General features: G+C 69.0%; 16 protein-coding genes. 4 read left to right on the top strand and 12 right to left on the bottom strand.

What is annotated here, in order from left to right:
• Window positions 1–2: 2 nt before the first annotated feature.
• From ABD212_RS04455 to ABD212_RS04435, 5 genes are all read right to left on the bottom strand, one after another.
• A complete protein-coding gene (locus tag ABD212_RS04455; protein WP_344091598.1) occupies window positions 3–1,787 on the bottom strand; it encodes a peptidoglycan D,D-transpeptidase FtsI family protein in 1,785 nt (594 codons plus the stop codon).
• A 4-nt stretch (window positions 1,788–1,791) separates the two neighbouring features.
• Window positions 1,792–2,379 (bottom strand): cell division protein FtsL, encoded by a 588-nt coding sequence (gene ftsL / locus ABD212_RS04450; RefSeq protein WP_344091596.1) that lies wholly within the window; start codon window positions 2,377–2,379, stop codon window positions 1,792–1,794.
• Complete coding sequence (gene rsmH, locus ABD212_RS04445) at window positions 2,376–3,329, bottom strand: 16S rRNA (cytosine(1402)-N(4))-methyltransferase RsmH (RefSeq protein WP_344091594.1); 954 nt, start codon at window positions 3,327–3,329, stop codon at window positions 2,376–2,378. The genes ftsL and rsmH overlap by 4 nt, the downstream gene beginning before the upstream one ends.
• Before the next feature lie 103 nt (window positions 3,330–3,432).
• Window positions 3,433–3,864 (bottom strand): division/cell wall cluster transcriptional repressor MraZ, encoded by a 432-nt coding sequence (mraZ, locus tag ABD212_RS04440; RefSeq protein ID WP_344091591.1) that lies wholly within the window; start codon window positions 3,862–3,864, stop codon window positions 3,433–3,435.
• Window positions 3,865–4,139: 275 nt separating this feature from the next.
• The gene (locus ABD212_RS04435; protein WP_344091589.1) at window positions 4,140–4,514 is read right to left on the bottom strand and encodes a DUF3040 domain-containing protein; all 375 of its coding nucleotides are present in this window, start codon (window positions 4,512–4,514) and stop codon (window positions 4,140–4,142) included.
• A 64-nt stretch (window positions 4,515–4,578) separates the two neighbouring features.
• Between ABD212_RS04435 and ABD212_RS04430 the strand changes: the two genes are divergently transcribed.
• Complete coding sequence (locus tag ABD212_RS04430; RefSeq protein ID WP_344091587.1) at window positions 4,579–5,673, top strand: polyprenyl synthetase family protein; 1,095 nt, start codon at window positions 4,579–4,581, stop codon at window positions 5,671–5,673.
• A gap of 48 nt (window positions 5,674–5,721) precedes the next feature.
• On the opposite strand, the gene ABD212_RS04425 is transcribed toward ABD212_RS04430, so the two are convergent.
• The gene (locus tag ABD212_RS04425; RefSeq protein WP_344091585.1) at window positions 5,722–6,072 is read right to left on the bottom strand and encodes an Rv2175c family DNA-binding protein; all 351 of its coding nucleotides are present in this window, start codon (window positions 6,070–6,072) and stop codon (window positions 5,722–5,724) included.
• A gap of 150 nt (window positions 6,073–6,222) precedes the next feature.
• Here ABD212_RS04425 and ABD212_RS04420 point away from each other — a divergent pair, with 150 nt between their 5' ends.
• Window positions 6,223–7,431: a muramidase family protein gene (locus ABD212_RS04420; RefSeq protein WP_344091582.1), complete on the top strand. Its 1,209-nt coding sequence runs from the start codon at window positions 6,223–6,225 to the stop codon at window positions 7,429–7,431.
• A gap of 97 nt (window positions 7,432–7,528) precedes the next feature.
• Window positions 7,529–9,469, top strand: a complete 1,941-nt coding sequence (gene pknB, locus ABD212_RS04415) for a Stk1 family PASTA domain-containing Ser/Thr kinase (protein ID WP_344091579.1) — start codon at window positions 7,529–7,531, stop codon at window positions 9,467–9,469.
• 31 nt (window positions 9,470–9,500) lie between these two features.
• Here pknB and ABD212_RS04410 read toward each other — a convergent pair whose 3' ends face one another.
• The 3 genes from ABD212_RS04410 to ABD212_RS04400 form a co-directional block, all read right to left on the bottom strand.
• Window positions 9,501–10,838 carry a class II 3-deoxy-7-phosphoheptulonate synthase gene (locus ABD212_RS04410; protein ID WP_344091576.1) on the bottom strand — a complete coding sequence of 446 codons (1,338 nt, stop codon included), beginning with the start codon at window positions 10,836–10,838 and terminating at the stop codon, window positions 9,501–9,503.
• An 84-nt stretch (window positions 10,839–10,922) separates the two neighbouring features.
• The gene (locus ABD212_RS04405; RefSeq protein ID WP_344091573.1) at window positions 10,923–11,609 is read right to left on the bottom strand and encodes a lysophospholipid acyltransferase family protein; all 687 of its coding nucleotides are present in this window, start codon (window positions 11,607–11,609) and stop codon (window positions 10,923–10,925) included.
• 3 nt (window positions 11,610–11,612) lie between these two features.
• Window positions 11,613–12,548, bottom strand: a complete 936-nt coding sequence (locus tag ABD212_RS04400) for an ROK family glucokinase (RefSeq protein WP_344091570.1) — start codon at window positions 12,546–12,548, stop codon at window positions 11,613–11,615.
• A gap of 150 nt (window positions 12,549–12,698) precedes the next feature.
• Between ABD212_RS04400 and ABD212_RS04395 the strand changes: the two genes are divergently transcribed.
• The gene (locus ABD212_RS04395; protein ID WP_344091568.1) at window positions 12,699–14,525 is read left to right on the top strand and encodes an AMP-dependent synthetase/ligase; all 1,827 of its coding nucleotides are present in this window, start codon (window positions 12,699–12,701) and stop codon (window positions 14,523–14,525) included.
• Between the two features lie 91 nt (window positions 14,526–14,616).
• Here the strand turns inward: ABD212_RS04395 and def are convergent, their stop codons facing one another.
• Genes def through ABD212_RS04380 form a run of 3 tightly spaced genes read right to left on the bottom strand, consistent with a single transcriptional unit; the run spans window position 14,617 to window position 20,126 of the window.
• Window positions 14,617–15,108 (bottom strand): peptide deformylase, encoded by a 492-nt coding sequence (def, locus tag ABD212_RS04390; protein WP_344091566.1) that lies wholly within the window; start codon window positions 15,106–15,108, stop codon window positions 14,617–14,619.
• A gap of 7 nt (window positions 15,109–15,115) precedes the next feature.
• Window positions 15,116–16,663, bottom strand: coding sequence for a MinD/ParA family ATP-binding protein (locus ABD212_RS04385; RefSeq protein ID WP_344091563.1), 1,548 nt, complete (start codon window positions 16,661–16,663; stop codon window positions 15,116–15,118).
• A gap of 55 nt (window positions 16,664–16,718) precedes the next feature.
• Window positions 16,719–20,126: a pyruvate carboxylase gene (locus tag ABD212_RS04380; RefSeq protein ID WP_344091560.1), complete on the bottom strand. Its 3,408-nt coding sequence runs from the start codon at window positions 20,124–20,126 to the stop codon at window positions 16,719–16,721.
• Window positions 20,127–20,175: the final 49 nt, after the last annotated feature.

Below are 20,175 nucleotides of genomic sequence, written 5' to 3'. Positions count from 1 at the left end.
CGTCACCCGAACTTGGGCAGCAGCTCCGGCGCCGTCGTCGAGGGCATGACGCGGTAGGTCTTGAGCACCTGCGTCATGGCCTTCTGGAACGCGATCGCGTTGGCCGCAGACGACTTTACCTTCGTCGGCTCGTCGAGCGTGACGACGACGAGGTACTTCGGGTCGTCGGCCGGCGCGAAGCCGATCATGGTCGTGTAGTACACGCCGGCCTTGTACCCGCCGGTTCCGTTCGACTTCTCACCGGTACCGGTCTTCACTGCGAGGCGGTACCCCGGAATCTGGATGACCTTCGAATATCCCGCCTGAAGCGCGACGTTCTCGAGCACGGTCCGCATCTGGGATGCGGTGGACTTCTTGATGACCCTGGTGGGCTCGGGGAGCTTCGGCGTGATGACCTGGCCGCCCGCCGTCGTGCACGACTCGACGAGCGACAGGGGCATCCGCACCCCGTTGTTGGCGATCGCGTCGTACGCGTCGGCCAGTTCCGGCATGGTCGTCGTGACGCCCTGACCGTATGCGGTGTTGTACACGGTCTGGTTGTCCCACTCGGCGACCGGGCGGATGAGACCCTTCTGCTCGCCCGGGAACCCGATGGCGCTGCCGTCGCCGATGCCGAACTTCTTGAAGTAGTCGTAGCGCGTCTGGGGGCTCACCTTCTCGCTGAACTTCGATATGCCGGCGTTCGACGAGTCGATGAGGACACCGGCCAGCGTGTAAGTGTAGGCGGGGTGACTGAAGGAGTCGCGCACGCTCGCGCCGTTGGCGAACCTCTCGTGACTCGACGCCACGACCGTCGAGGTCGGGGACTGCCCGCCGGCGTCGATGACGGTCGACGCGGTGAGGGCCTTGAAGGTCGAGCCCGGCTCGAACCAGTCACGGAAGATGCGGCTGCCGCGATCGGCGGGCTTCGAGGCGTTCACGTCGTTGGGGTCCACGCTCGGCCACTCCGCCGCCGCGCGGATCTTCCCCGTCGCCGTCTCGACCACCAGCACCGCCCCGTGCTTGGCGCCCATGTCCTGCGCCTGCTCGCCGATCAGCTGCTGCATGTACCACTGCAGGTCGCGGTTGATCGTCAGCCGCAGGGTCCCGCCGTCGACCGCGGGCTGTTCGCGCTGGGTGCCCGGGATCACGACACCGTCCTTGCCGCGTTCGAAGGCGCGGGTGCCATTGGTGGCGGCGAGGCACGAGTCCTCGGTCTGTTCGAGGCCCTCGAGCGCGTCGCCGTCGGTGCCCATGAAGCCGACCAGGTTGCCGGCGACCGCGCCGTCTGGGTAGGTCCGCGCCGGATGCTGCACGCACGCCAGGTAGGGTTCGCCCAGCTTCGCGAGCGCCCGGTAGACCTGGGTCGACAGGCCGCGCTCGAGCAGCGCGTAGCGCGACTTCGGATCCGCGGCCAGGGCATCCGCGACGATCTTCTGGACCACTGCGACTTCCTGCCCGGTGAGATCGGCGATCTCGACCGAGACCTTCGACCACGGCTTCGCGGCCGATTTCTTGTCGAGGATGGCCTGATCGATCTGGGTGATCAGAAGCGGATCGAGCTGGCAGTCGTACTCGAGAACGCTGCCCGCGAGCGTCTGACCCGTGTCGTCGAGGATCGAGCCCCGCGTGCCGTACAGCGTCTGCGTGGCGCCGAGAGCGTGCGAGAGCGAGTCCGCGATGTGCTCGTTGGCGTGCACGACCTGGATGTCGACGAGGCGCACGATGAAGCCTGCCAGCACTGCCAGCACGACGGCGAGCGCCACGACGGTGCGCCGGCGCGGGCTTCGCGTTGCTCGTGTCACCATGTGCTCAGTGTGTGCTCGGGGTGGGCAGTCCGTCGGTGATCGGCGGCGGAGTGTTCGCGACTCCGTCGGGACCGACCACCGTCGTCGGGGCGGTGGTGCCTTCGATCGTCGCCTCGGGATCCGTCACGAGCGGAGTGGCCGTGATCAGCGCGTTGGCGACCACGCCGCGGCCGATCGCGTCGATCGACGATGCACCCAGCGACGCGTTCCCAGCCCCCAGCAGCGCGCCGTCGCTGAGTCGGAGGTAGTTCGGCGACGCGGCGATCACCATGCCGAGCGCGGACGCGTTCGCGGCCAGATACTGCGGTGAGCTGAGCCCCGCCACCTCGTCGTAGAGCATCTGCTTCTGGTAGGTCAGGTCGCGCTGCTGCTGCGACAGCGACGACAGCTCGTACGAGCTCTGCGTGGTCAGGATCGACAGCGTCATCTGCGCCGCGCCGATCGTGACGGCCCCGAGCACGGCGACGACCCCGTACAGCAGCCGAGGCCGACGGCGCCGCGCGGGGGCGGCGACGACCCGCAGCCGTCGGCGCGGCGCTTCGGGGCGGCGAGGTGCCGGCGCGCCGGTGTGCGCGGTGGCTGGGGCGCTCATGGAGTCTCCCTCAGGCGCTCTGCCGCGCGCAGGCGCACGGGCGTCGCACGCGGGTTCGTGGCGCGTTCTTCGTCGGACGCGAGCTCCGCCCCCTTGACCAGCAGGCGGAATCGCGGTGCGTGCTCGGGAAGCTCGACCGGCAGCCCGGCGGGAGCGGTCGACGCCGAAGCATGCGCGAACTCCCGCTTGATGAGCCGGTCTTCGAGGGACTGGTACGCGAGCACGACGATGCGGCCCCCGATCGGCAGGATGCCGAGCGCAGCCGGGATCGCCGCTTCGAGCACAGCCAGCTCGCGATTCACCTCGATGCGCAGGGCCTGGAAGACCCGCTTGGCGGGGTGTCCGGTGCGCTGGGCCGCGTACGGCGTGGCGGCGACCAGGATCTCGACGAGCCGTCCGGACCGGTCGATGGGGGCGTCGGCGCGGGCGGCGATGATGGCTCGCGCGTACCGCCCAGCGAGCTTCTCCTCGCCGTAGCGCTCGAAGATCCGCCGCAGGTCGCCCTCGCCGTAGGTCGCCAGGATGTCGGCGGCGGTCGTGCCGGCGGACTGGTCCATGCGCATGTCGAGCGGGGCGTCCTGCGAGTACGCGAATCCGCGATCCGCGACATCCAGCTGCAGGGATGACACCCCGAGATCGAACAGGATCCCGTCCGCGGCGCCGAAACCCGCTGAGGTCACCGCCTGGGCGATGCCGTCGTAGACGGTGTGCACCAGGGTGACGCGATCGCCGAACCTCGCGAGGCGCTCGCCTGCGATGCGCAGCGCATCCTGGTCGCGGTCGAGTCCGACGAGATGGATGCCGGGGAAGCGCTCCAGGAACGCCTCGGAGTGGCCGCCCATCCCGAGCGTGGCGTCGACGAAGACGGTGCCGTCGCGCTCGAGCGCAGGTGCCAGCAGTTCGATGCATCGGTCGAGGAGAACCGGGGTGTGGATGTCGCGCAGGCTCATGATGAGCGGGGCCGTGGTCCCCCGGTCCTGATCCCCATCCGCTCTGACCTGGCGCCGGGGAAGTGCGTCAGGGCGGGAGCGGCTGGGAGTCAGGACCGAGGGCTCAGAACAGGCCCGGAATCACCTCCTGCTCCAGCTCGGCGTAGCTCTCTTCATTGCCTTCGGCGTAGGTGTTCCACGCGTCGGCGTTCCAGATCTCGGCGTGAGCGCCTACGCCGGTGACGACGAGGTCGCGCTCCAGGCCGGCGTAGGCGCGCAGCGGAGGGGGGATGGTGATGCGGTTCTGGCTGTCGGGCTTCTCGGCGCTCGCGCCCGAGAGGAACATGCGGAGGAAGTCGCGGGTGGCTTTGCTGCTCAGCGGCGCTTCGCGGATCCGCTCATGGATCCGCTCGAACTCCTGGCTGCTGAACACGTAGAGGCAGCGATCCTGCCCGCGCGTGACGACGATTCCCGCTCCGAGATCGTCGCGGAACTTGGAAGGGAGGATGACGCGGCCCTTGTCGTCCAGCTTGGGAGTGTGCGTGCCCAACAGCATCGGCCATCACCCCCTTCGTTCCGGCCCCCCGGGTTGTCCGCCACGTTACTCCACTTTCCTCCACTTTGTCACCCATTCGAGGCGCGGCGACGTCCGCTGCCCCCACTGCCGGGCAGGGCAGCACGCAGCGCGAAGCCGACCCCGCGCGCGTGCTGCAACCTTCGCGGCTCCAGGGGCGGGTTCGGCGGCGTGGTCAGCTACGGCGCCGCGGGCATGAAACGAGCACCGACCAACAGGTCGGTGCTCAAGGTTCCTGAGTCAGGCGCGCGATCGCGTCAGTGCTCGCCCTGCCGCTTGTCCCATCGATCGTTCATGCGATCCATGAACGACGAGTTCGAACGAGCGGGCGCCGGGGCGGTCGGATCCGCCGGCATCCGGGTGGCGAGCCGGGTCGGCGTCACAGCGAGGACGACGCCGCCGAGCATGACGAGGAAGCCGATGACGCCGATGATGATGCCGACGACCTCGCCGATGGCGACGCCCACGACGAGCCCACCGAGGCCGAGAAGCACCAGCACGGTGCCGTAGACGATGTTGCGATAACTCAGGGTGCGGCCGTCGCGCTGCGCGCTGACGACGTCCGCGTCGTTGCGCATGAGATGGCGTTCCATCTCGTCGAGCAGTCGCTGCTCCTGTTCGGAGAGTGGCATGCATCCCCCTCTTACTGGCTCGTGCGTTGATTCTACGCGCGCCCTGGATCACTAGGCTAGGCCTGTGGAAGCCTCCCTCGACCCGGTCGAAGCGATTTCCCAGCGACTGGACATCTTTGTCACGGATCAGCGGCAGGCGACAGCGGACCTGGGCGCGGAAGCGGCCCTCCTGGTGCAGTCGGCAGCAGCCGCCGTGGCGGGCGGGAAGCGCCTGCGCGGGCGCTTCTGCATCGCAGGATGGCGCGCCGTCGCGGAGGCATCCAGGCCCGCGGGCCCGGCTCCGCAGCCCGTCGTCACGGCGGCGGCCGCGCTCGAGGTCTTCCACGCCGCCGCGCTGGTCCACGACGACGTCATCGACAACTCCGACACCCGCCGGGGGCGCCCGGCAGCGCACCGCGCGCTCGAGGGTGCGCATCGGGCCACCGGGTGGCTCGGGGATGCCGCGGCCTTCGGCCGTTCATCCGCGATCCTGCTCGGCGATCTGCTCGTGGCATGGAGCGACGATCTGCTCGAAGAAGGGCTGAGCGAGGCATCCCTCCCCCACGCGGTCGCCGCCCGCTCCGCCTACGCGACCATGCGACGCGAGGTCACGATCGGCCAGTTCCTGGACGTGGCCGAGGAGTCGGCCTTCCGCGCCGAGCCCGACGAGCGCCATGCCGCCCGCGCGCTGCGGGTCGCCTCGCTGAAGTCCGCGCGCTACAGCGTGCAGCAGCCGCTCGCGATCGGCGCCGCGCTCGCCGGGGCGGATCTGCCGCAGTCCGCCGCCCTCGCGGCGTTCGGCCATCCGCTGGGCATGGCATTCCAGCTGCGCGACGACGTGCTCGGCGTCTTCGGCGACGCGAACGAGACGGGCAAGCCGTCCGGGGACGATCTGCGCGAAGGCAAGCGCACCGTCCTCGTCGCCTACGCGCGCGAGGCGCTCCCGCCCTCGGCACGCCGGATCATCGACGAGCTCATCGGCGATCCCGAGCTCGATGACGATCAGATCGCGTCGCTGCAGCGCACCATCGTCGACAGCGGCGCACTGGAGCGCGTGGAGGCGCTCATCACCGACTACGCCAGGGAAGCCGATCGCGCGCTCTCGGGCGTGCGCCTGGGCAACGCCGCGGTGGGCGAGCTGCGGGATCTCGCGCGATCCGCGACTGTACGCGTCACCTGAGGCGCCGGCACCGGGGGGCCGTGCGATCTCGGAGCGATCGGAGCGACCTCAGGCCTGGCTCTGCGCGACCCGGCGCACTTCGCTCTTGCGTCCGGCGCGGAGCGCTTCGATCGGCGGGATGCCGATGGACTCCTCGTCGCTGAGCAGCCAGTCGATCGCCTCGTCGTCGGTGAATCCCGCGTCGTGCAGCACGAAGACCGTGCCCCGCAGCGACGACAGCGGATGGCCGTCGACCAGGAAGACGGCGGGCACCTTCAGCGCACCGTCGCGGCGCGAGCCGATGAGCTGGAATTCGTCGAGCATGCGCCGCACGCGGCCCAGCGGCTCACCCAGCGCCTCCACGAGTTCGGGCAGGCTGAGCCAGTCGGTCTGGATTCGCGGCGCGGAGTCAGCGGTCACCAAGCCACTATCCCATCCGGACGGGAGTCCGTGCACGCCGCGGGTCAGGTCACATCTGCCACATACGTCACTTCAGCCACTCCTATAGCACCAGTTGACACGAATTGACTTCCGTGACACGGTTTCCAAAGTCGATAGAGGGGGGATCTCTTGCGACCTGAGGAATCGACCCACCGTGGGCGCACTGCGCGGACTGTGGCCGCCGGCGCGCCCTTCGCGCTCGCCGGATCCATCGCTCTCGCGCTGAGCGGCACGCCTGCGAACGCCGTCGACACGCGTTCCGATCAGCGGATGCTGCGCGCCCTGCCGGCATCCGCTGACCGGGCTCCCGCCACGCTGCGTGCGCTGCGCGGAGCCTCTGGGGCGCTGCCCGCGAACTACATCGTCAAGCGGGGCGACACCATCAACGCGATCGCAACGCGCTTCGGACTGCGGACCGTGGACGTGCTCGCGCTGAACGGTCTGAGCTGGAAGTCGGTCATCTATCCCGGCCAGGTGCTGCGCCTGACCGGCTCGGCAGCGGCTGCGCAGACGGCGCCCGTCGCCGCGGCGCCGAGGGCGGCATCCGGGACGTACACGATCAAGGCGGGCGACACGATCAGCTCGATCGCTCAGCGACACGGCTTGTCGGTGCGATCGGTGCTCGCCGCCAACCGGCTGGGCTGGTCCTCCGTGATCTATCCGGGACAGAAGCTCGTCATCCCGGGCGGAGCGGCGCCGGCCGCCCCGGCCGCGCCTGCGCCGCGGCCGCCCGCGGCGGCTCCCTCGGTCGGCGGCACGTACGTCGTCAGAGCGGGCGACACCATCAGCTCCATCGCGCAGCGCCACGGCGTTTCCGTGCGGTCGGTCCTGGCTGCGAACAAACTCGGCTGGTCGTCGATCATCTATCCGGGCGAGAAGATCGCGATCCCGCTCAAGGCGGCCCCCGCGGCCGCGGTCGTGTCGATTCCCGGCTTCGACGCGGAGCAGCTGTCCAACGCCAAGCTCATCGTGCGCATCGGGCGTCAGCTCGGGGTCCCCGACCGCGGCATCGCCATCGCGCTCGGCGCGGCGATGCAGGAGTCCGGGATGCGCAATCTCGGCTGGGGGGATCGCGACTCGGTGGGTCTCTTCCAGCAGCGGCCGAGTGCCGGCTGGGGCACTGAGGCCCAGGTCAAAGACGCGACGCGCGCGACGAAGGCGTTCTACGGCGGGCATTCCGATCCGAACGGCATCACGACCCAGGGACTCCTGGACATCCCGGGCTGGCAGAGCATGACCTTCACGCAGGCCGCGCAGGCGGTGCAGGTCTCGGCGTACCCCGACGCCTACGCGCAGTGGGAGAAGCCTGCGGCCGCGTGGCTGGCCGCCCTCCGCTGACGGCCGGATGACGAGCGGGTCCGCTCGGGCAGGCTCTGAGCCCGCCAGGGGTGAGCCGTTCCGCCGGCTCGCAGGAACCCGTCCGTAGACTCTCAGCGTGAGCACGAGTCAGCAGACCGACCCGCTGATCGGGCGTCTCGTCGACGGCCGGTACCGGGTCCGCGCGCGAATCGCGCGCGGCGGGATGGCGACCGTGTACGTGGCGACCGATCTGCGCCTCGAGCGGCGGATCGCGCTCAAGGTGATGCACGGGCACCTCAGCGACGACACCGTGTTCCAGAGCCGGTTCATCCAGGAGGCCCGCGCGGCCGCTCGGCTGGCCGACCCGAACGTCGTGAACGTCTTCGACCAAGGTCAGGACGGAGACATGGCGTACCTCGTCATGGAGTATCTTCCGGGAATCACCCTGCGCGAGCTGCTGCGAGAACAGCGACGGCTCACGACCCCGCAGACGATCACGATCATGGACGCGATCCTGTCGGGGCTGTCCGCCGCGCACCGCGCCGGCATCGTCCACCGCGACGTCAAGCCCGAGAATGTGCTGCTCGCCGAGGACGGGCGAATCAAGATCGGCGACTTCGGGCTCGCCCGCGCCACCAGCGCGAACACCGCCACCGGTGCGCAGCTACTCGGCACGATCGCGTATCTCGCCCCCGAGCTCGTCACGCGCGGCACCGCCGATGCGCGCAGCGACATCTATGCCCTCGGCATCATGCTCTACGAGATGCTCACCGGCGAGCAGCCGTACAAGGGCGAGCAGCCGATGCAGATCGCCTTCCAGCACGCGACCGATTCCGTGCCGCGCCCGAGCGTCAAGAACCCCGCCGTGCCCGAGCCTCTGGACGAGCTCGTGCTGTGGGCCACCGAGAAGAACCCCGACGATCGTCCGGTCGACGCCCGCGAGATGCTCGACCGGCTGCGCGAGATCGAGCGCGATCTCGGCGTGTTCCCCCAGGTGTCGCGTACTCCCCCGGCAGGCACGATCCGAGAGGGAACCTCCACTGGCGAGCTGACGGCGGTGCTGCCGGTCGCCGTGACCGGACCGGCATCCACTGTCGGCGATGTCGACAACGCCGCCCGCCTTCGCCGTGCCACCAGGCGCCGGCAGGGCAAGGGGTGGTGGATCCTCGCGCTCGTCCTGCTCCTCGCGGCCCTCGCCGCAGGTGCCGGCTGGTGGTTCGGCTCGGGTCCGGGTTCGATGGTGGCGGTGGCGGATGTCGCGAACCTGACGTTCGAGCAGGCCCAGGCGAGGCTCGCCGACGATTCGCTCGTCGCGGTTCAGAAGGGCGAGAACAGCCTCGATGTCGCTGCGGGCACGGTGATCGGCACGGATCCCGCCGCCGGCGCACGCGTCGACAAGGACTCCGACGTGAAGGTGATCGTGTCGCTAGGGCCGGCGGCCGTCACCATCGCGAAGGTCATCGACAAGACCGAGACCGAGGCCCGGGGCGTCCTGAAGTCTCAGGCGATCTCCGTGGGCGACAAGAACACCCAGTTCTTCACGAATGCGGCACGCGATGTGGTCGTCGGCATGATGCTCGACCCGGCCGGAGACGCGAAGCCCATCGCCTGCGGCGAGGGGTGCGCGGCGCACCAGGGCGACTCCGCGACGCTGTGGGTGTCGCTCGGTCACCTGCCCGGAGTCCAGGGTCAGTCCGCCGACCAAGCACGCCAGACGCTGACGGATGCCGGACTGGTGGTGGCGAAGGACGTTCAGAAGACGTCGAGTGAGAGCATCCCCGAGGGACAGGTCATCGGCACGACCGATCGTGCCGGCGGCGGATGGTGGCGCCCGGGCGACGGGACCACGCTCATCGTGTCGACCGGGCCGCCGCTGTTCCCGATCCCCGACGTCAAGGGGCTCACGCGCGACGACGCGATCGCCAAGCTCGAGGGTCAGGGCTTCCAGGTGGACTACGCGGTGTTCTGGGGTCCGTTCCCGAACTCGCTCACCGAGGTGACGGGCTCCGACCCCGGCCCCGGCGACCTCCACAAGAAGGGCACGCGCGTCTACATCGAGATCACGGCCAAGCGGTAACCCGCCCTGGCACGTGCGACGCGCAGCGACGTCAGCGCGTCTCGAGCTCCTCGGCCACCAGGAACGCCAGTTCGAGGCTCTGCATGTGATTGAGGCGCGGGTCGCACAGGCTCTCGTAGCGGGTCGCGAGCGTCGCCTCGTCGATCATCTCGGATCCGCCGAGGCATTCGGTGACGTCATCACCGGTGAGCTCGATGTGGATGCCGCCGGGGAAGGTGCCGACCGTGCGATGCGCCTCGAAGAACCCGCGCACCTCGTCCACGACGTCGTCGAACCGACGGGTCTTGTACCCGGTCGGCGTCGTCATGCCGTTGCCGTGCATCGGGTCGGCGACCCACAGCGGTGTCGCGCCGGAGTCGCGCACCGCCTGCAGCAGCGGCGGCAGCGCGTCGCGGATCCGGCGCGCACCCATCCGCGTGATGAACGTCAATCGCCCGGGCTCGCGATCGGGGTCGAGCTTGTCGATCAGCTCGAGCGCGGCATCCGGCGTCGTGGACGGACCGAGCTTCACCCCGATCGGATTGCGGATCCTCGAGAAGTAGTCGACATGCGCGCCGTCGAGGTCGCGGGTGCGCTCACCGATCCAGACGAAGTGCGCCGACGTGTTGTACGGCGTGCCGGTGCGCGAGTCGATGCGGGTCATCGGCCGCTCGTAGTCCATGAGCAGGCCTTCGTGGCTGGTGTAGAACTCGACGCGCCGCAGCTCGTCGAAGTCGGCGCCGGCGGCCTCCATGAACTTCATGGCGCGATCGATCTCGTGGGCGAGCCGTTCGTACTGCTGGTTGGCCGGGTTCTCGGCGAAGCCCTTGTTCCACGAGTGCACCTCGCGCAGATCGGCGAAGCCGCCCTGGGTGAAGGCGCGGATGAGATTGATGGTCGATGCGGCGGTGTGGTAGCCCTTGAGCAGTCGCTGCGGGTCGGCCCGGCGCGAGGCCTCCGTGAAGTCGAAGCCGTTCACGATGTCGCCGCGGTAGGCGGGCAGCGTCACATCGCCGCGGGTCTCGGTGTCGCTCGAGCGGGGCTTGGCGAACTGGCCCGCCATCCGTCCCATCTTCACGATCGGCATCGAGGCGCCGTACGTGAGCACGACGGCCATCTGCAGCACGGTCTTGATCCGGTTGCGGATCTGCTCCGCCGTCGCGCCCGCGAACGTCTCGGCGCAGTCACCGCCCTGCAGCAGGAATGCGCGACCGGATGCCGCCCGCGCCAGCTTGTCGCGCAGGTTGTCGACCTCGCCTGCGAAGACGAGCGGCGGCAGCGTGGCGATCTCGGCGGACACGGCGGCGACGGCGTCCGTGTCGGGCCACTCGGGCTGCTGTTTGATGGGCAGGGTCCGCCAGTGGTCGAGGGCGTCGAGCTGCTGAGGCATCCGCTCAGTCTATAAGCGGGCGGTGTCCGCCCGGCTCCGCCAGCACCCGCCGCCCGGTGCAGCCCTCAGGGTCGAACGACTGCGTCACGCCGCCGTCTTGACCCGGTCCTTGACGGTGGATGCATAGACGTCGTCGTACTGCTGCTCCCCCAGGCGCTGCAGGGCCACCATGATCTCGTCCGTGATGGAGCGGAGGATGTATCGATCGCCTTCCATGCCCTCGAACCGGGAGAAGTCGAGCGGTTCGCCGATGACGATGCCGATCCGCACCACACGCGGGATCCGCGTGCCGATGGGCATCATGACGTCGGTGTCGACCATGACCACCGGCACGACCGGCACATGCGCCTCGAGGGCCATTCGCGCGATTCCGGTGCGGCCCCGGTAGAGCTTGCCGTCGGGGCTGCGGGTGCCCTCGGGGTAGATGCCCAGCAGATCGCCGCGGCCCAGCACCTGCAGGCCGGTGTTGAGGGATGCCTCGGACGCCTTTCCGCCCGATCGGTCGATGGGCAGCTGGCCCGTCGCCTTGAAGAACATCCGCGTCGCCCAGCCCTTGATCCCCTTGCCGGTGAAGTAGTCGCTCTTGGCCAGGAACGAGACCGGTCGATCGATCATGAGCGGCAGGAAGATCGAGTCGACGAACGAGAGGTGGTTGCTTGCGAGGATGGCGCCGCCTTCGGCGGGCACGTTGCGACGGCCGACGATCCACGGGCGGAAGATCGCTTTCGAGATCGGCCCGATCACGACGTATTTCATCAGCCAGTAGAACATCGTCTATCCCTGTGGGCTCGCCAGGTCGGCGGCACCGATCAGGCCGGCGTCGTTGCCGAGCTGAGCGATCGCGAAGGCCGCGACCGGCCGCTCACCATAGCCCGGCAGCGACGTCTCGTACGCCATCCGCACGGGCGCGAGCAGCTCCTCACCCAGCTGGGCCACGCCGCCGCCGATGACGAACAGCTGCGGGTCGAGCACCGCCTGGAATCCGCCGCACGCCTCGCCGAGCGCGGTCGCCACTCGGCGCAGCGCCTCTGTCGCGCCGGGATCGCCGGCCAGCACCAGCCGCGACACCGCAGGTCCGCTGATCGAGCCCTTCTCGGCGCGGAGTGCTGCGAGCTCGTCTCCGATGCCGCCGGCATCCGCGATCTCGTTGGCCGCCCGCTGCAGCGCGCGGCCGGACGCGTACTGCTCGAGGCACCCGTTCTGCCCGCAGCCGCAGGGCAGGCCGTCGCGGATGAAGCGTGTGTGACCGAGTTCACCCGCGATGCCGTGTCCGCCGCGGAACAGCTGGCCGTCGGTCACGACGGCCCCGCCGACGCCGGTGCCCATCGTGAGCATCACCATGTGCTCGACATCCCGACCCGCGCCGAAGCGGAACTCGGCCCAGCCGGCCGCGTTCGCATCGTTCTCGATGATGACGGGGACGTCGATGCGCGACTCGATCGTCGCCTTGAGCGGCTCGTCGTGCCAGTCGATGTTGGGAGCGTGGATCACCGTCGCCCGATCGCGGTCGACGAAGCCGGCCGCCGCGACGCCGACGGCCGAGATGTCGTGGTCCGCGCCGAAATGCCGTGCCATGTCCACGACCGCGTCGGCGAGCTCGCGCGTGTCGACGGGAGTGTCGACGCGGAGCTTCTCGACGATGTGTCCGTCCTCGTCGACGACTCCTCCTGCGATCTTCGTCCCGCCGATGTCGATCCCGACTTTGAGCACCGCTCATCCTCTCCCACCGGCGCTCTGGCGACGGCGCCTTGCAGTCTAGCCGCGCGGCGGCATCCACACCCCCCGTTCGCGCTCACGGCCCGACGATAGACTCGGCGGAAGCCTCAGTCAGAAGTTCGAACCGGTACCGAAGGAGTTGCCGTGGTGCAATTCGAAGTCCCTGCGATCGTCCCAGCCGATCCGCGGGCAAACGTCACCGACCTGCTCGTGGAGCGGGTAAAGGCGACCCCCCAGCTGGTCCTGTTCGGCGTGCCGGAGGGCGATGGATGGCGTGACGTCACCGCCGCCGAGTTCCAGTCGCAGGTGATCGCGCTCGCGAAGGGCTTCGCGGCAGCCGGCATCCAGCCCGGAGACAAGGTCGGGTTCATCGCGCGGACCACCTACGAGTGGACGCTGGTGGACTTCGCCCTGTTCTACGCGGGAGCGGTCATGGTGCCGATCTACGAGACGAGCTCGGCCGCGCAGGTCGCCTGGAACCTCACCGACTCCGGCGCGATCGGCTGCATCGTCGAGTCGTCCGAGCACTCCGCACGCCTCGACGAGGTCCGCGCCGACCTACCGCTCATCCGCTCGGTGTGGGCGATGCACGACGGCGCGCTCGACAAGCTCGTGGCAGAGGGCAGGGACGTGACGGATGCCGAGATCGAGCGGCGCCGCACGATCGCGAACGGCGCCGACATCGCGACGCTCATCTACACCTCGGGGTCGACAGGCCGGCCCAAGGGCTGCGTGCTCACGCACAGCAACTTCGTCGAGCTCACCCGCAACTCGTCGAAGGCTTTGAGCGAGGTGGTCGAGACGCCCGGCGCATCGACCCTGCTGTTCATCACGACCGCCCACGTCTTCGCGCGGTTCATCTCGCTGCTGACCGTCCACGCCGGCGTCAAGACCGGCCACCAGCCGGACACCCGTCACCTGCTGCCCGCGCTCGAGTCCTTCAAGCCGACGTTCCTGCTCGCGGTCCCGCGCGTGTTCGAGAAGGTCTACAACTCGGCCGAGCAGAAGGCCGAGGCCGGTGGCCGGGGCAAGATCTTCCGGTCCGCAGCGCAGACCGCGATCGACCACTCGAAGCTGGAGCAGGACGGCAAGAAGATCCCGATCATGATGAAGGCCAGGTTCTGGCTCTTCGACAAGCTCGTCTACAGCAAGCTGCGTTCCGCGATGGGCGGCAAGGTCGTTTACGCCGTCTCGGGCTCCGCACCGCTCGGCCACCGCCTCGGCCACTTCTTCCACAGCCTCGGCATCACGATCCTCGAAGGCTACGGGCTCACCGAGACGACGGCTCCCGCGACGGTGAACCTCGCGACCAAGTCCAAGATCGGCACGGTCGGCCCGGTGCTGCCCGGTGTCGGCGTCCGCATCGCGGACGACGGCGAGATCCAGGTGCGCGGCATCGATGTGTTCAAGGAGTATTGGCGCAATCCCGAGGCCACCGCCGAGGCATTCGACGGCGACTGGTTCAAGACCGGCGACATCGGCACGTTCGACGACGAGGGATTCCTCACCATCACGGGCCGCAAGAAGGAGATCATCGTCACGGCGGGCGGCAAGAACGTCGCGCCCGCGGTCCTCGAGGACCCGATTCGGGCGAACCCGATCATCGGGCAGGTCGTCGTGGTGGGCGACCAGAAGCCGTTCATCTCGGCACTCGTGACGCTCGACCCCGAGATGCTGCCGACGTGGCTGGGGAACAACGGCTTGGCGGCGGACATGCCGCTCGCCGAATGCGCGAAGAACGACGCCGTGCGCGCGGAGGTGCAGCGCGCGATCGACCGGGCGAACAAGAACGTGTCGCGCGCCGAGTCGATCCGCAAGTTCACGATCCTGGCCGACGAATGGACCGAGGCCAGCGGCCACCTGACGCCGAAGATGAGCATCAAGCGCAACGTGATCATGGATGACTACGCGGGAGCGATCGACGAGATCTACAGCGTTCCCGCCGACACGAGGAACGTGGCGCTGCCGTAGCGCGAACCCTTCGCGCCCGGTCGCGCAGCGACACGAAACGCGCGTGACCATCCCGCATGCGCGGAGCGTTCGGCTCCGCGACCGGCGGGGGTCAGAACCAGTCGGACTCGCGGATCTCGCGCATCGCCACCCGTCGCGTCTCGGGCGTCAGCCGCTCGAGGAACAGCCTGCCGTCGAGGTGGTCGGTCTCGTGCTGCAGCGCCTGCGCCAGCAGTCCTTCGCCTTCGAGGACGACCTCGTTGCCGTCGAGGTCGATGCCGACCACCTTCGCCCACGGGTGCCGTATCGCGTCGTGCCACACACCCGGCACGGACAGGCATCCTTCGCCGACCGGCTCCGGCTCGCCCGAGACCTCGACGAGCACGGGATTGATGACGTACCCGATTTCGCCGTCGATGTTGTAGCTGAACGCTCGAAGTCCGACGCCGATCTGCGGGGCTGCGAGACCGGCGCGGCCGGGCAGCTCCACGGTGTCGACGAGATCGCGGACCAGCGCGCGCACACCCTCGTCGATCTCACCGATCGGACTGCTGACCGACTTGAGCACCGGGTCTCCGAAGACCCGAATGGCACGAACCGCCATGGGATGCCTAGGCCGCGGGTGCGAGGGACCGCAGACCCTCCACCACCGAGGCCGCGAGCTCCCGCGCCGCCAGACGAGTCGACGGACGCAGATCGCGGAACGAGATCGCGCTGCCGGCTGCGATGTGCGGGTCGTATGGCACCCGCACGACATTGCGCACGCGGCTGCGGAAATGCGATTCGAGCTCCTCCTGCCGGACGAGCGGGGTGCCCGGACGTGATGCGTTGAGCACCACGACCGCCGTGCGCACCTGCTCGGAGTACCCGTTCGTCTCCAGCCACGTCAGCGTCTCGGACGCGAGCCGCGCCTCGTCCACGCTCAGCCCCGACACGATGACGAGTTGATCCGCGAGGTCGAGCGTCGCGCCCATGACCGAATGCACGATGCCGGTGCCGGTATCGGTCAGCACGATCGAGTAGTAGTGCGCGGCGAGCGAAGCGACGTCGAGGTAGTCGCGATCGCTGAACGCCTCGGACACGCGAGGGTCGGAATCCGATGCCAGCACGTCCAGGCGGGTGTCGTCGCGTGCGACGATCCCCGACAGGTCGTTGTACCCGACGACCTCTCCGCGCGCGCGCACCAGGTCGCGCACCGTCTTGCCGCTGCTGTGGGCGATGCGCTCCGCGAGCGTGCCCCGGTCGGGGTTCGCGTCGACGGCGATGACGCGGTCGTCGCGGGCGTCGGCGAGGGCCATGCCCAGCAGCATGGTCACGGTGGTCTTGCCGACGCCGCCCTTGCGCGAGAGCACGGGGACGAACCGCGCACCGCCGGTCAGCGGCGCCGCGATGCGCCGATCGAGTTCCTTGCGAGCACGGGCGTGCTTGCCGTCGCCGAGGTTGATGCGGTGACCCGAGATCGCGTAGATGAACTGCTGCCATGCGCCTTCGGGCTCGGGTCCGACAACCTGATGCGGGTCGAGCAGACGGTCAGCGGTGAGCAGATCGGCGCTCTCATGCTCGACCTTCAGCTCGCCAAGACGCTTCGACGTCAATTCGACCTCCGTGTGGGGCGGGTTGACCCGTTCGACCATGTGGATCCGGTCGAGCGTTTCGGGGTGATAGGCCTCGCGGCGGGTCGCCGGCGTCGACCCGGTGATGGTGGGCGGCTCGGCCACCGCGGCCGCGATCGCGCCCGCGATCATGGCGTCGTAGCCCGACCCCGATTCCAGCGCAGCATCCGCCTCGTGGTCTTCTGCGGCGGGGGGGTGAGCCTCGTCGTCGCCGACGACATCCGCATCTTCGACATCTGGTTCAGACATGGCAGACGCCTCCGTATTCTCATCGTCGTTCGCCTCGCCCGCACCGCCCGGACCTGCGTCAACGATCTCGCCCTCGGCCGTCTCGGTCGGCACGAATGCCTCGATGGTGGGCACCTCGTCGCCGATCACGTCGTCATCGCCCTCGAGGTCGTCCTCGACCCCGGACGGCAGATCCACGCTCACTCGCTCGGTGGCGTCACCGAGGATGCCGAGCCCGGCGGTCTCGATGCTTCCAGTATCTGAGAGCACGCCGTGTGCGGGGTCGTCGGGCGTGTGGTCAGGGCGATCGGGCGTCACTGCAGGATTCTCCCCAGGAGAGTCGGACGGCATTCAGGTAGGTGCCGCCTCAAGGCTAATGCGCAGGACGGACGACGACCAAAAGGTCTCCGGCTTCGACCTGCTGCGTTTCGCTGATCGCGGCTCGATCGACGACACCGCCGACGGGCGCCGTGATCGCCGCCTCCATCTTCATCGCCTCGATGGATGCGACGGGCTGGCCGACCGTGACGGTGTCGCCGACGGCGATCTTGAGCGTCACGACTCCTGAGAAGGGGGCGGCGATCTGACCGGGCTTGGAGGTATCCGCTCGCTCGGCCTGACGGACGTCGACCTTGATGCTGCGGTCGCGCACGTACACCGGTCGCAGCTGGCCGTTCAGTGTCGTCATCACCGTCCGGATGCCCTTGGGATCCGCCTCGCCGATGGCTTCCAGCCCCACGTACAGCTGCACTCCCGGGTCGATCTCCGCGATGTGCTCCTCGCCTGGCTGCAACCCATAGAGGTAGTCGGGCGTGCCCAGCGCGGAGAGATCGCCGTAGGTCTCGCGGTTGGTCTCGAAGTCGTTCGCTGGCCCCGGGAAGAGAAGTCTGTTGAGCGTGCGGCGTCGCTCCGCGGTGTCGCCTGCCAGTCCATCGCGCTCCTGGTCGGTGAGCGGCGGAACATCGATCGAGATGTGCCGGCCGGCGAGCACCTTGGTGCGGAACGGCTCCGGCCAGCCGCCGGGCAGGTCGCCCAGCTCCCCTGCCATGAAACCGACGACCGAGTCAGGGATGTCATACTTCTGGGGATTCTCGGCGAAGTCGGCCGGATCTGCGTTCGCCGCGACGAGTGCCAGGGCCAGGTCGCCGACGACCTTCGACGACGGGGTCACCTTGGGGATGCGCCCGAGGATGCGATCTGCCGCAGCGTACATGTCCTCGATGCGCTCGAACTCATCCGCCATCCCCAGTGCGATCGCCTGCTGGCGGAGATTGGAGAGCTGTCCGCCCGGAATTTCGTGATGGTACACGCGGCCGGTCGGTCCTGGAAGACCAGACTCGAATGGGCTGTAGAGGTGGCGCACGCCCTCCCAATACGGCTCGAGATCGCTCACGGCCGCGAGGTCGAGACCGGTGTCGCGCTCGGTGTGGGCGAGCGCCGCGACCAGCGCCGACAGCGAGGGCTGACTGGTCGTGCCCGAGAGAGGCGCGGCCGCGGCATCCACCGCATCCACCCCCGCCGCACTCGCCGCCAGCAGCGTCGCGAGCTGGCCGCCCGCGGTGTCGTGCGTGTGCAGATGGACCGGAAGATCGAAGCGCTCGCGCATGGCCGTGACGAGCTTCGCTGCGGCGGCCGGCCGCAGCAGCCCCGCCATGTCCTTGATCGCGAGGATGTGAGCCCCGGACTCGACGATCTTGTCAGCGAGCCGCAGGTAATAGTCGAGCGTGTAAAGCGTCTCGGCGGGATCGAGCAGGTCGGCGGTATAGCAGACGGCTACCTCGGCCAGCGCTGTGCCGGTCTCCAGTACAGCGTCGATCGCCGTGCGCATCTGGCTGACGTCGTTCAGGGCGTCGAAGATGCGGAAGATGTCGACACCGGTGGCGGCCGCTTCTCGCACGAACGCGTGGGCGACCTCGTCCGGCCGCGGCGTGTAGCCCACGGTGTTGCGCCCACGCAGCAGCATCTGGATGGGGATGTTCGGGATCGCCTCTCGCACCGCGGCGAGTCGCTCCCACGGGTCCTCGGCGAGGAAGCGGAGTGCGACGTCGTAGGTCGCACCTCCCCAGGCCTCGATCGAGAGCAGCTCGGGCGTCATGCGCGCCACGTGCGGTCCGACCCGGACGAGGTCGCGGGTGCGGACGCGGGTCGCCAGCAGCGACTGGTGCGCGTCGCGGAATGTCGTCTCTGTCACCGCGAGCGGCACCTGCGCGCGCAGCGCGCGGGCGAATCCAGTCGGGCCGAGCTCCCGCAGACGCTGGAGGTTTCCGGCCGGCGGCGCCGCCGAGAGGTCGATGGCCGGCAGCTTGCTCCCGGGCGAGACCGAGACCGGCTTCTCGCCATACGGGCGATTTACGGTCACATCGCCCAGCCAGTTGAGCAGCTTGGTCGCGCGGTCGCGCGACTGGTTGACGGTGAGCAGCGCGGGGCGCTCTTCGATGAAGGCCGTGCTCAGGTCGCCCGCGACGAAGGCGGGATCGTCCAGCACGGCACGAAGGAACGGGATGTTCGTGGCGACGCCTCGGATGCGGAACTCCGCGAGTGCGCGCTTGGCGCGGGCGACGGCTGATGGAAAGTCGCGTGCCCGGCACGTGAGCTTTGCGAGCATCGAGTCGAAATGAGGGCTGATCTGTGAGCCCGCAGCGGTGGTGCCGCCGTCGAGGCGGATGCCTGCGCCGCCCGGTGAGCGGTAGGTCGTGATACGCCCGGTGTCGGGGCGGAAGCCCTGCGACGGGTCCTCGGTAGTGATGCGGCACTGCAGCGCCGCGCCGCGCAGCACGATGTTCTCCTGGGCGAGGCCGAGGTCATTGAGGGTCTCGCCCGCGGCGATGCGCATCTGTGACTGAACCAGGTCGACGTCCGTTACCTCTTCGGTGACCGTGTGCTCTACCTGGATGCGAGGGTTCATCTCGATGAACACGTGATCGCCGGCTCGATCGCCGGCGGTGTCGACGAGAAATTCGACGGTTCCCGCGTTCACATACCCGATCGACTCGGCGAACGCCACCGCGTCGCGGTGAAGCGCCGCGCGCAGTTCGTCGGAGATGTTGGGCGCCGGCGCGATCTCGATCACCTTCTGATGCCGGCGCTGGACGGAGCAGTCCCGCTCGAACAGGTGGACGGTGTGGCCCGTGGCATCCGCGAGGATCTGCACTTCGATGTGACGCGGGCGCACAACCGCCTGCTCCAAGAACACGCGGGCGTCGCCGAACGCCGCGCCGGCCTCGCGCATGGCCTCGGCGATCGCGGGCGGGAGTGCGCCGGGGGTCTCGACGCGACGCATGCCACGGCCGCCGCCGCCGGCCACCGCCTTGACGAAGATCGGGAATCCGATGTCGGCCGCCTGAGCGACGAGCTCGTCTACGTCTTCCGACGCCTCCGTCGAGCGCAGCACAGGAACTCCCGCGGCTGTCGCGTAATGCTTCGCGGTGACTTTGTTGCCGGCCATCTCGAGTGCCATCGCCGGTGGCCCGATGAAGGTGATGCCGTTCTCGGCTGCTCGCGCGGCGAGCTCTGGATTCTCGGAGAGGAACCCGTAGCCGGGGTAGATGGCATCCGCACCAGCCTCCCGAGCGACGCGGATGATCTCATCGACATCGAGGTAGGCGCGCACGGGATGGCCGCGTTCACCGATGACGTACGACTCGTCGGCCTTCTGGCGATGAATCGAGCCACGATCCTCGTAGGGGTAGACCGCGACGGTGCGGGCCCCGAGTTCATACGCGGCTCGAAACGCCCGGATGGCGATTTCTCCGCGGTTCGCGACAAGGATCTTTCGGAACATGCACACCTCGCTGAGCGGCCTTGAGAGCGGGTTGAGTGTGCCTTCAGCC

Source organism: Microbacterium deminutum (assembly GCF_039530205.1).
Lineage (GTDB): Bacteria > Actinomycetota > Actinomycetes > Actinomycetales > Microbacteriaceae > Microbacterium > Microbacterium deminutum.
The sequence above is the reverse complement of the archived record's forward strand: the minus strand, read 5'-3'. Positions and strand labels throughout refer to the sequence as shown.

Bases quoted from the DNA above. Each gene is read 5' to 3' on its own strand.
- ABD212_RS04455 (WP_344091598.1), bottom strand. From the start codon at position 1,787: ATGGTGACACGAGCAACGCGAAGCCCGCGCCGGCGCACCGTCGTGGCG.
- ftsL (WP_344091596.1), bottom strand. From the start codon at position 2,379: ATGAGCGCCCCAGCCACCGCGCACACCGGCGCGCCGGCACCTCGCCGC.
- rsmH (WP_344091594.1), bottom strand. From the start codon at position 3,329: ATGAGCCTGCGCGACATCCACACCCCGGTTCTCCTCGACCGATGCATC.
- mraZ (WP_344091591.1), bottom strand. From the start codon at position 3,864: ATGCTGTTGGGCACGCACACTCCCAAGCTGGACGACAAGGGCCGCGTC.
- ABD212_RS04435 (WP_344091589.1), bottom strand. From the start codon at position 4,514: ATGCCACTCTCCGAACAGGAGCAGCGACTGCTCGACGAGATGGAACGC.
- ABD212_RS04410 (WP_344091576.1), bottom strand. From the start codon at position 10,838: ATGCCTCAGCAGCTCGACGCCCTCGACCACTGGCGGACCCTGCCCATC.
- ABD212_RS04405 (WP_344091573.1), bottom strand. From the start codon at position 11,609: ATGTTCTACTGGCTGATGAAATACGTCGTGATCGGGCCGATCTCGAAA.
- def (WP_344091566.1), bottom strand. From the start codon at position 15,108: ATGGCGGTTCGTGCCATTCGGGTCTTCGGAGACCCGGTGCTCAAGTCG.
- ABD212_RS04380 (WP_344091560.1), bottom strand. From the start codon at position 20,126: ATGTTCCGAAAGATCCTTGTCGCGAACCGCGGAGAAATCGCCATCCGG.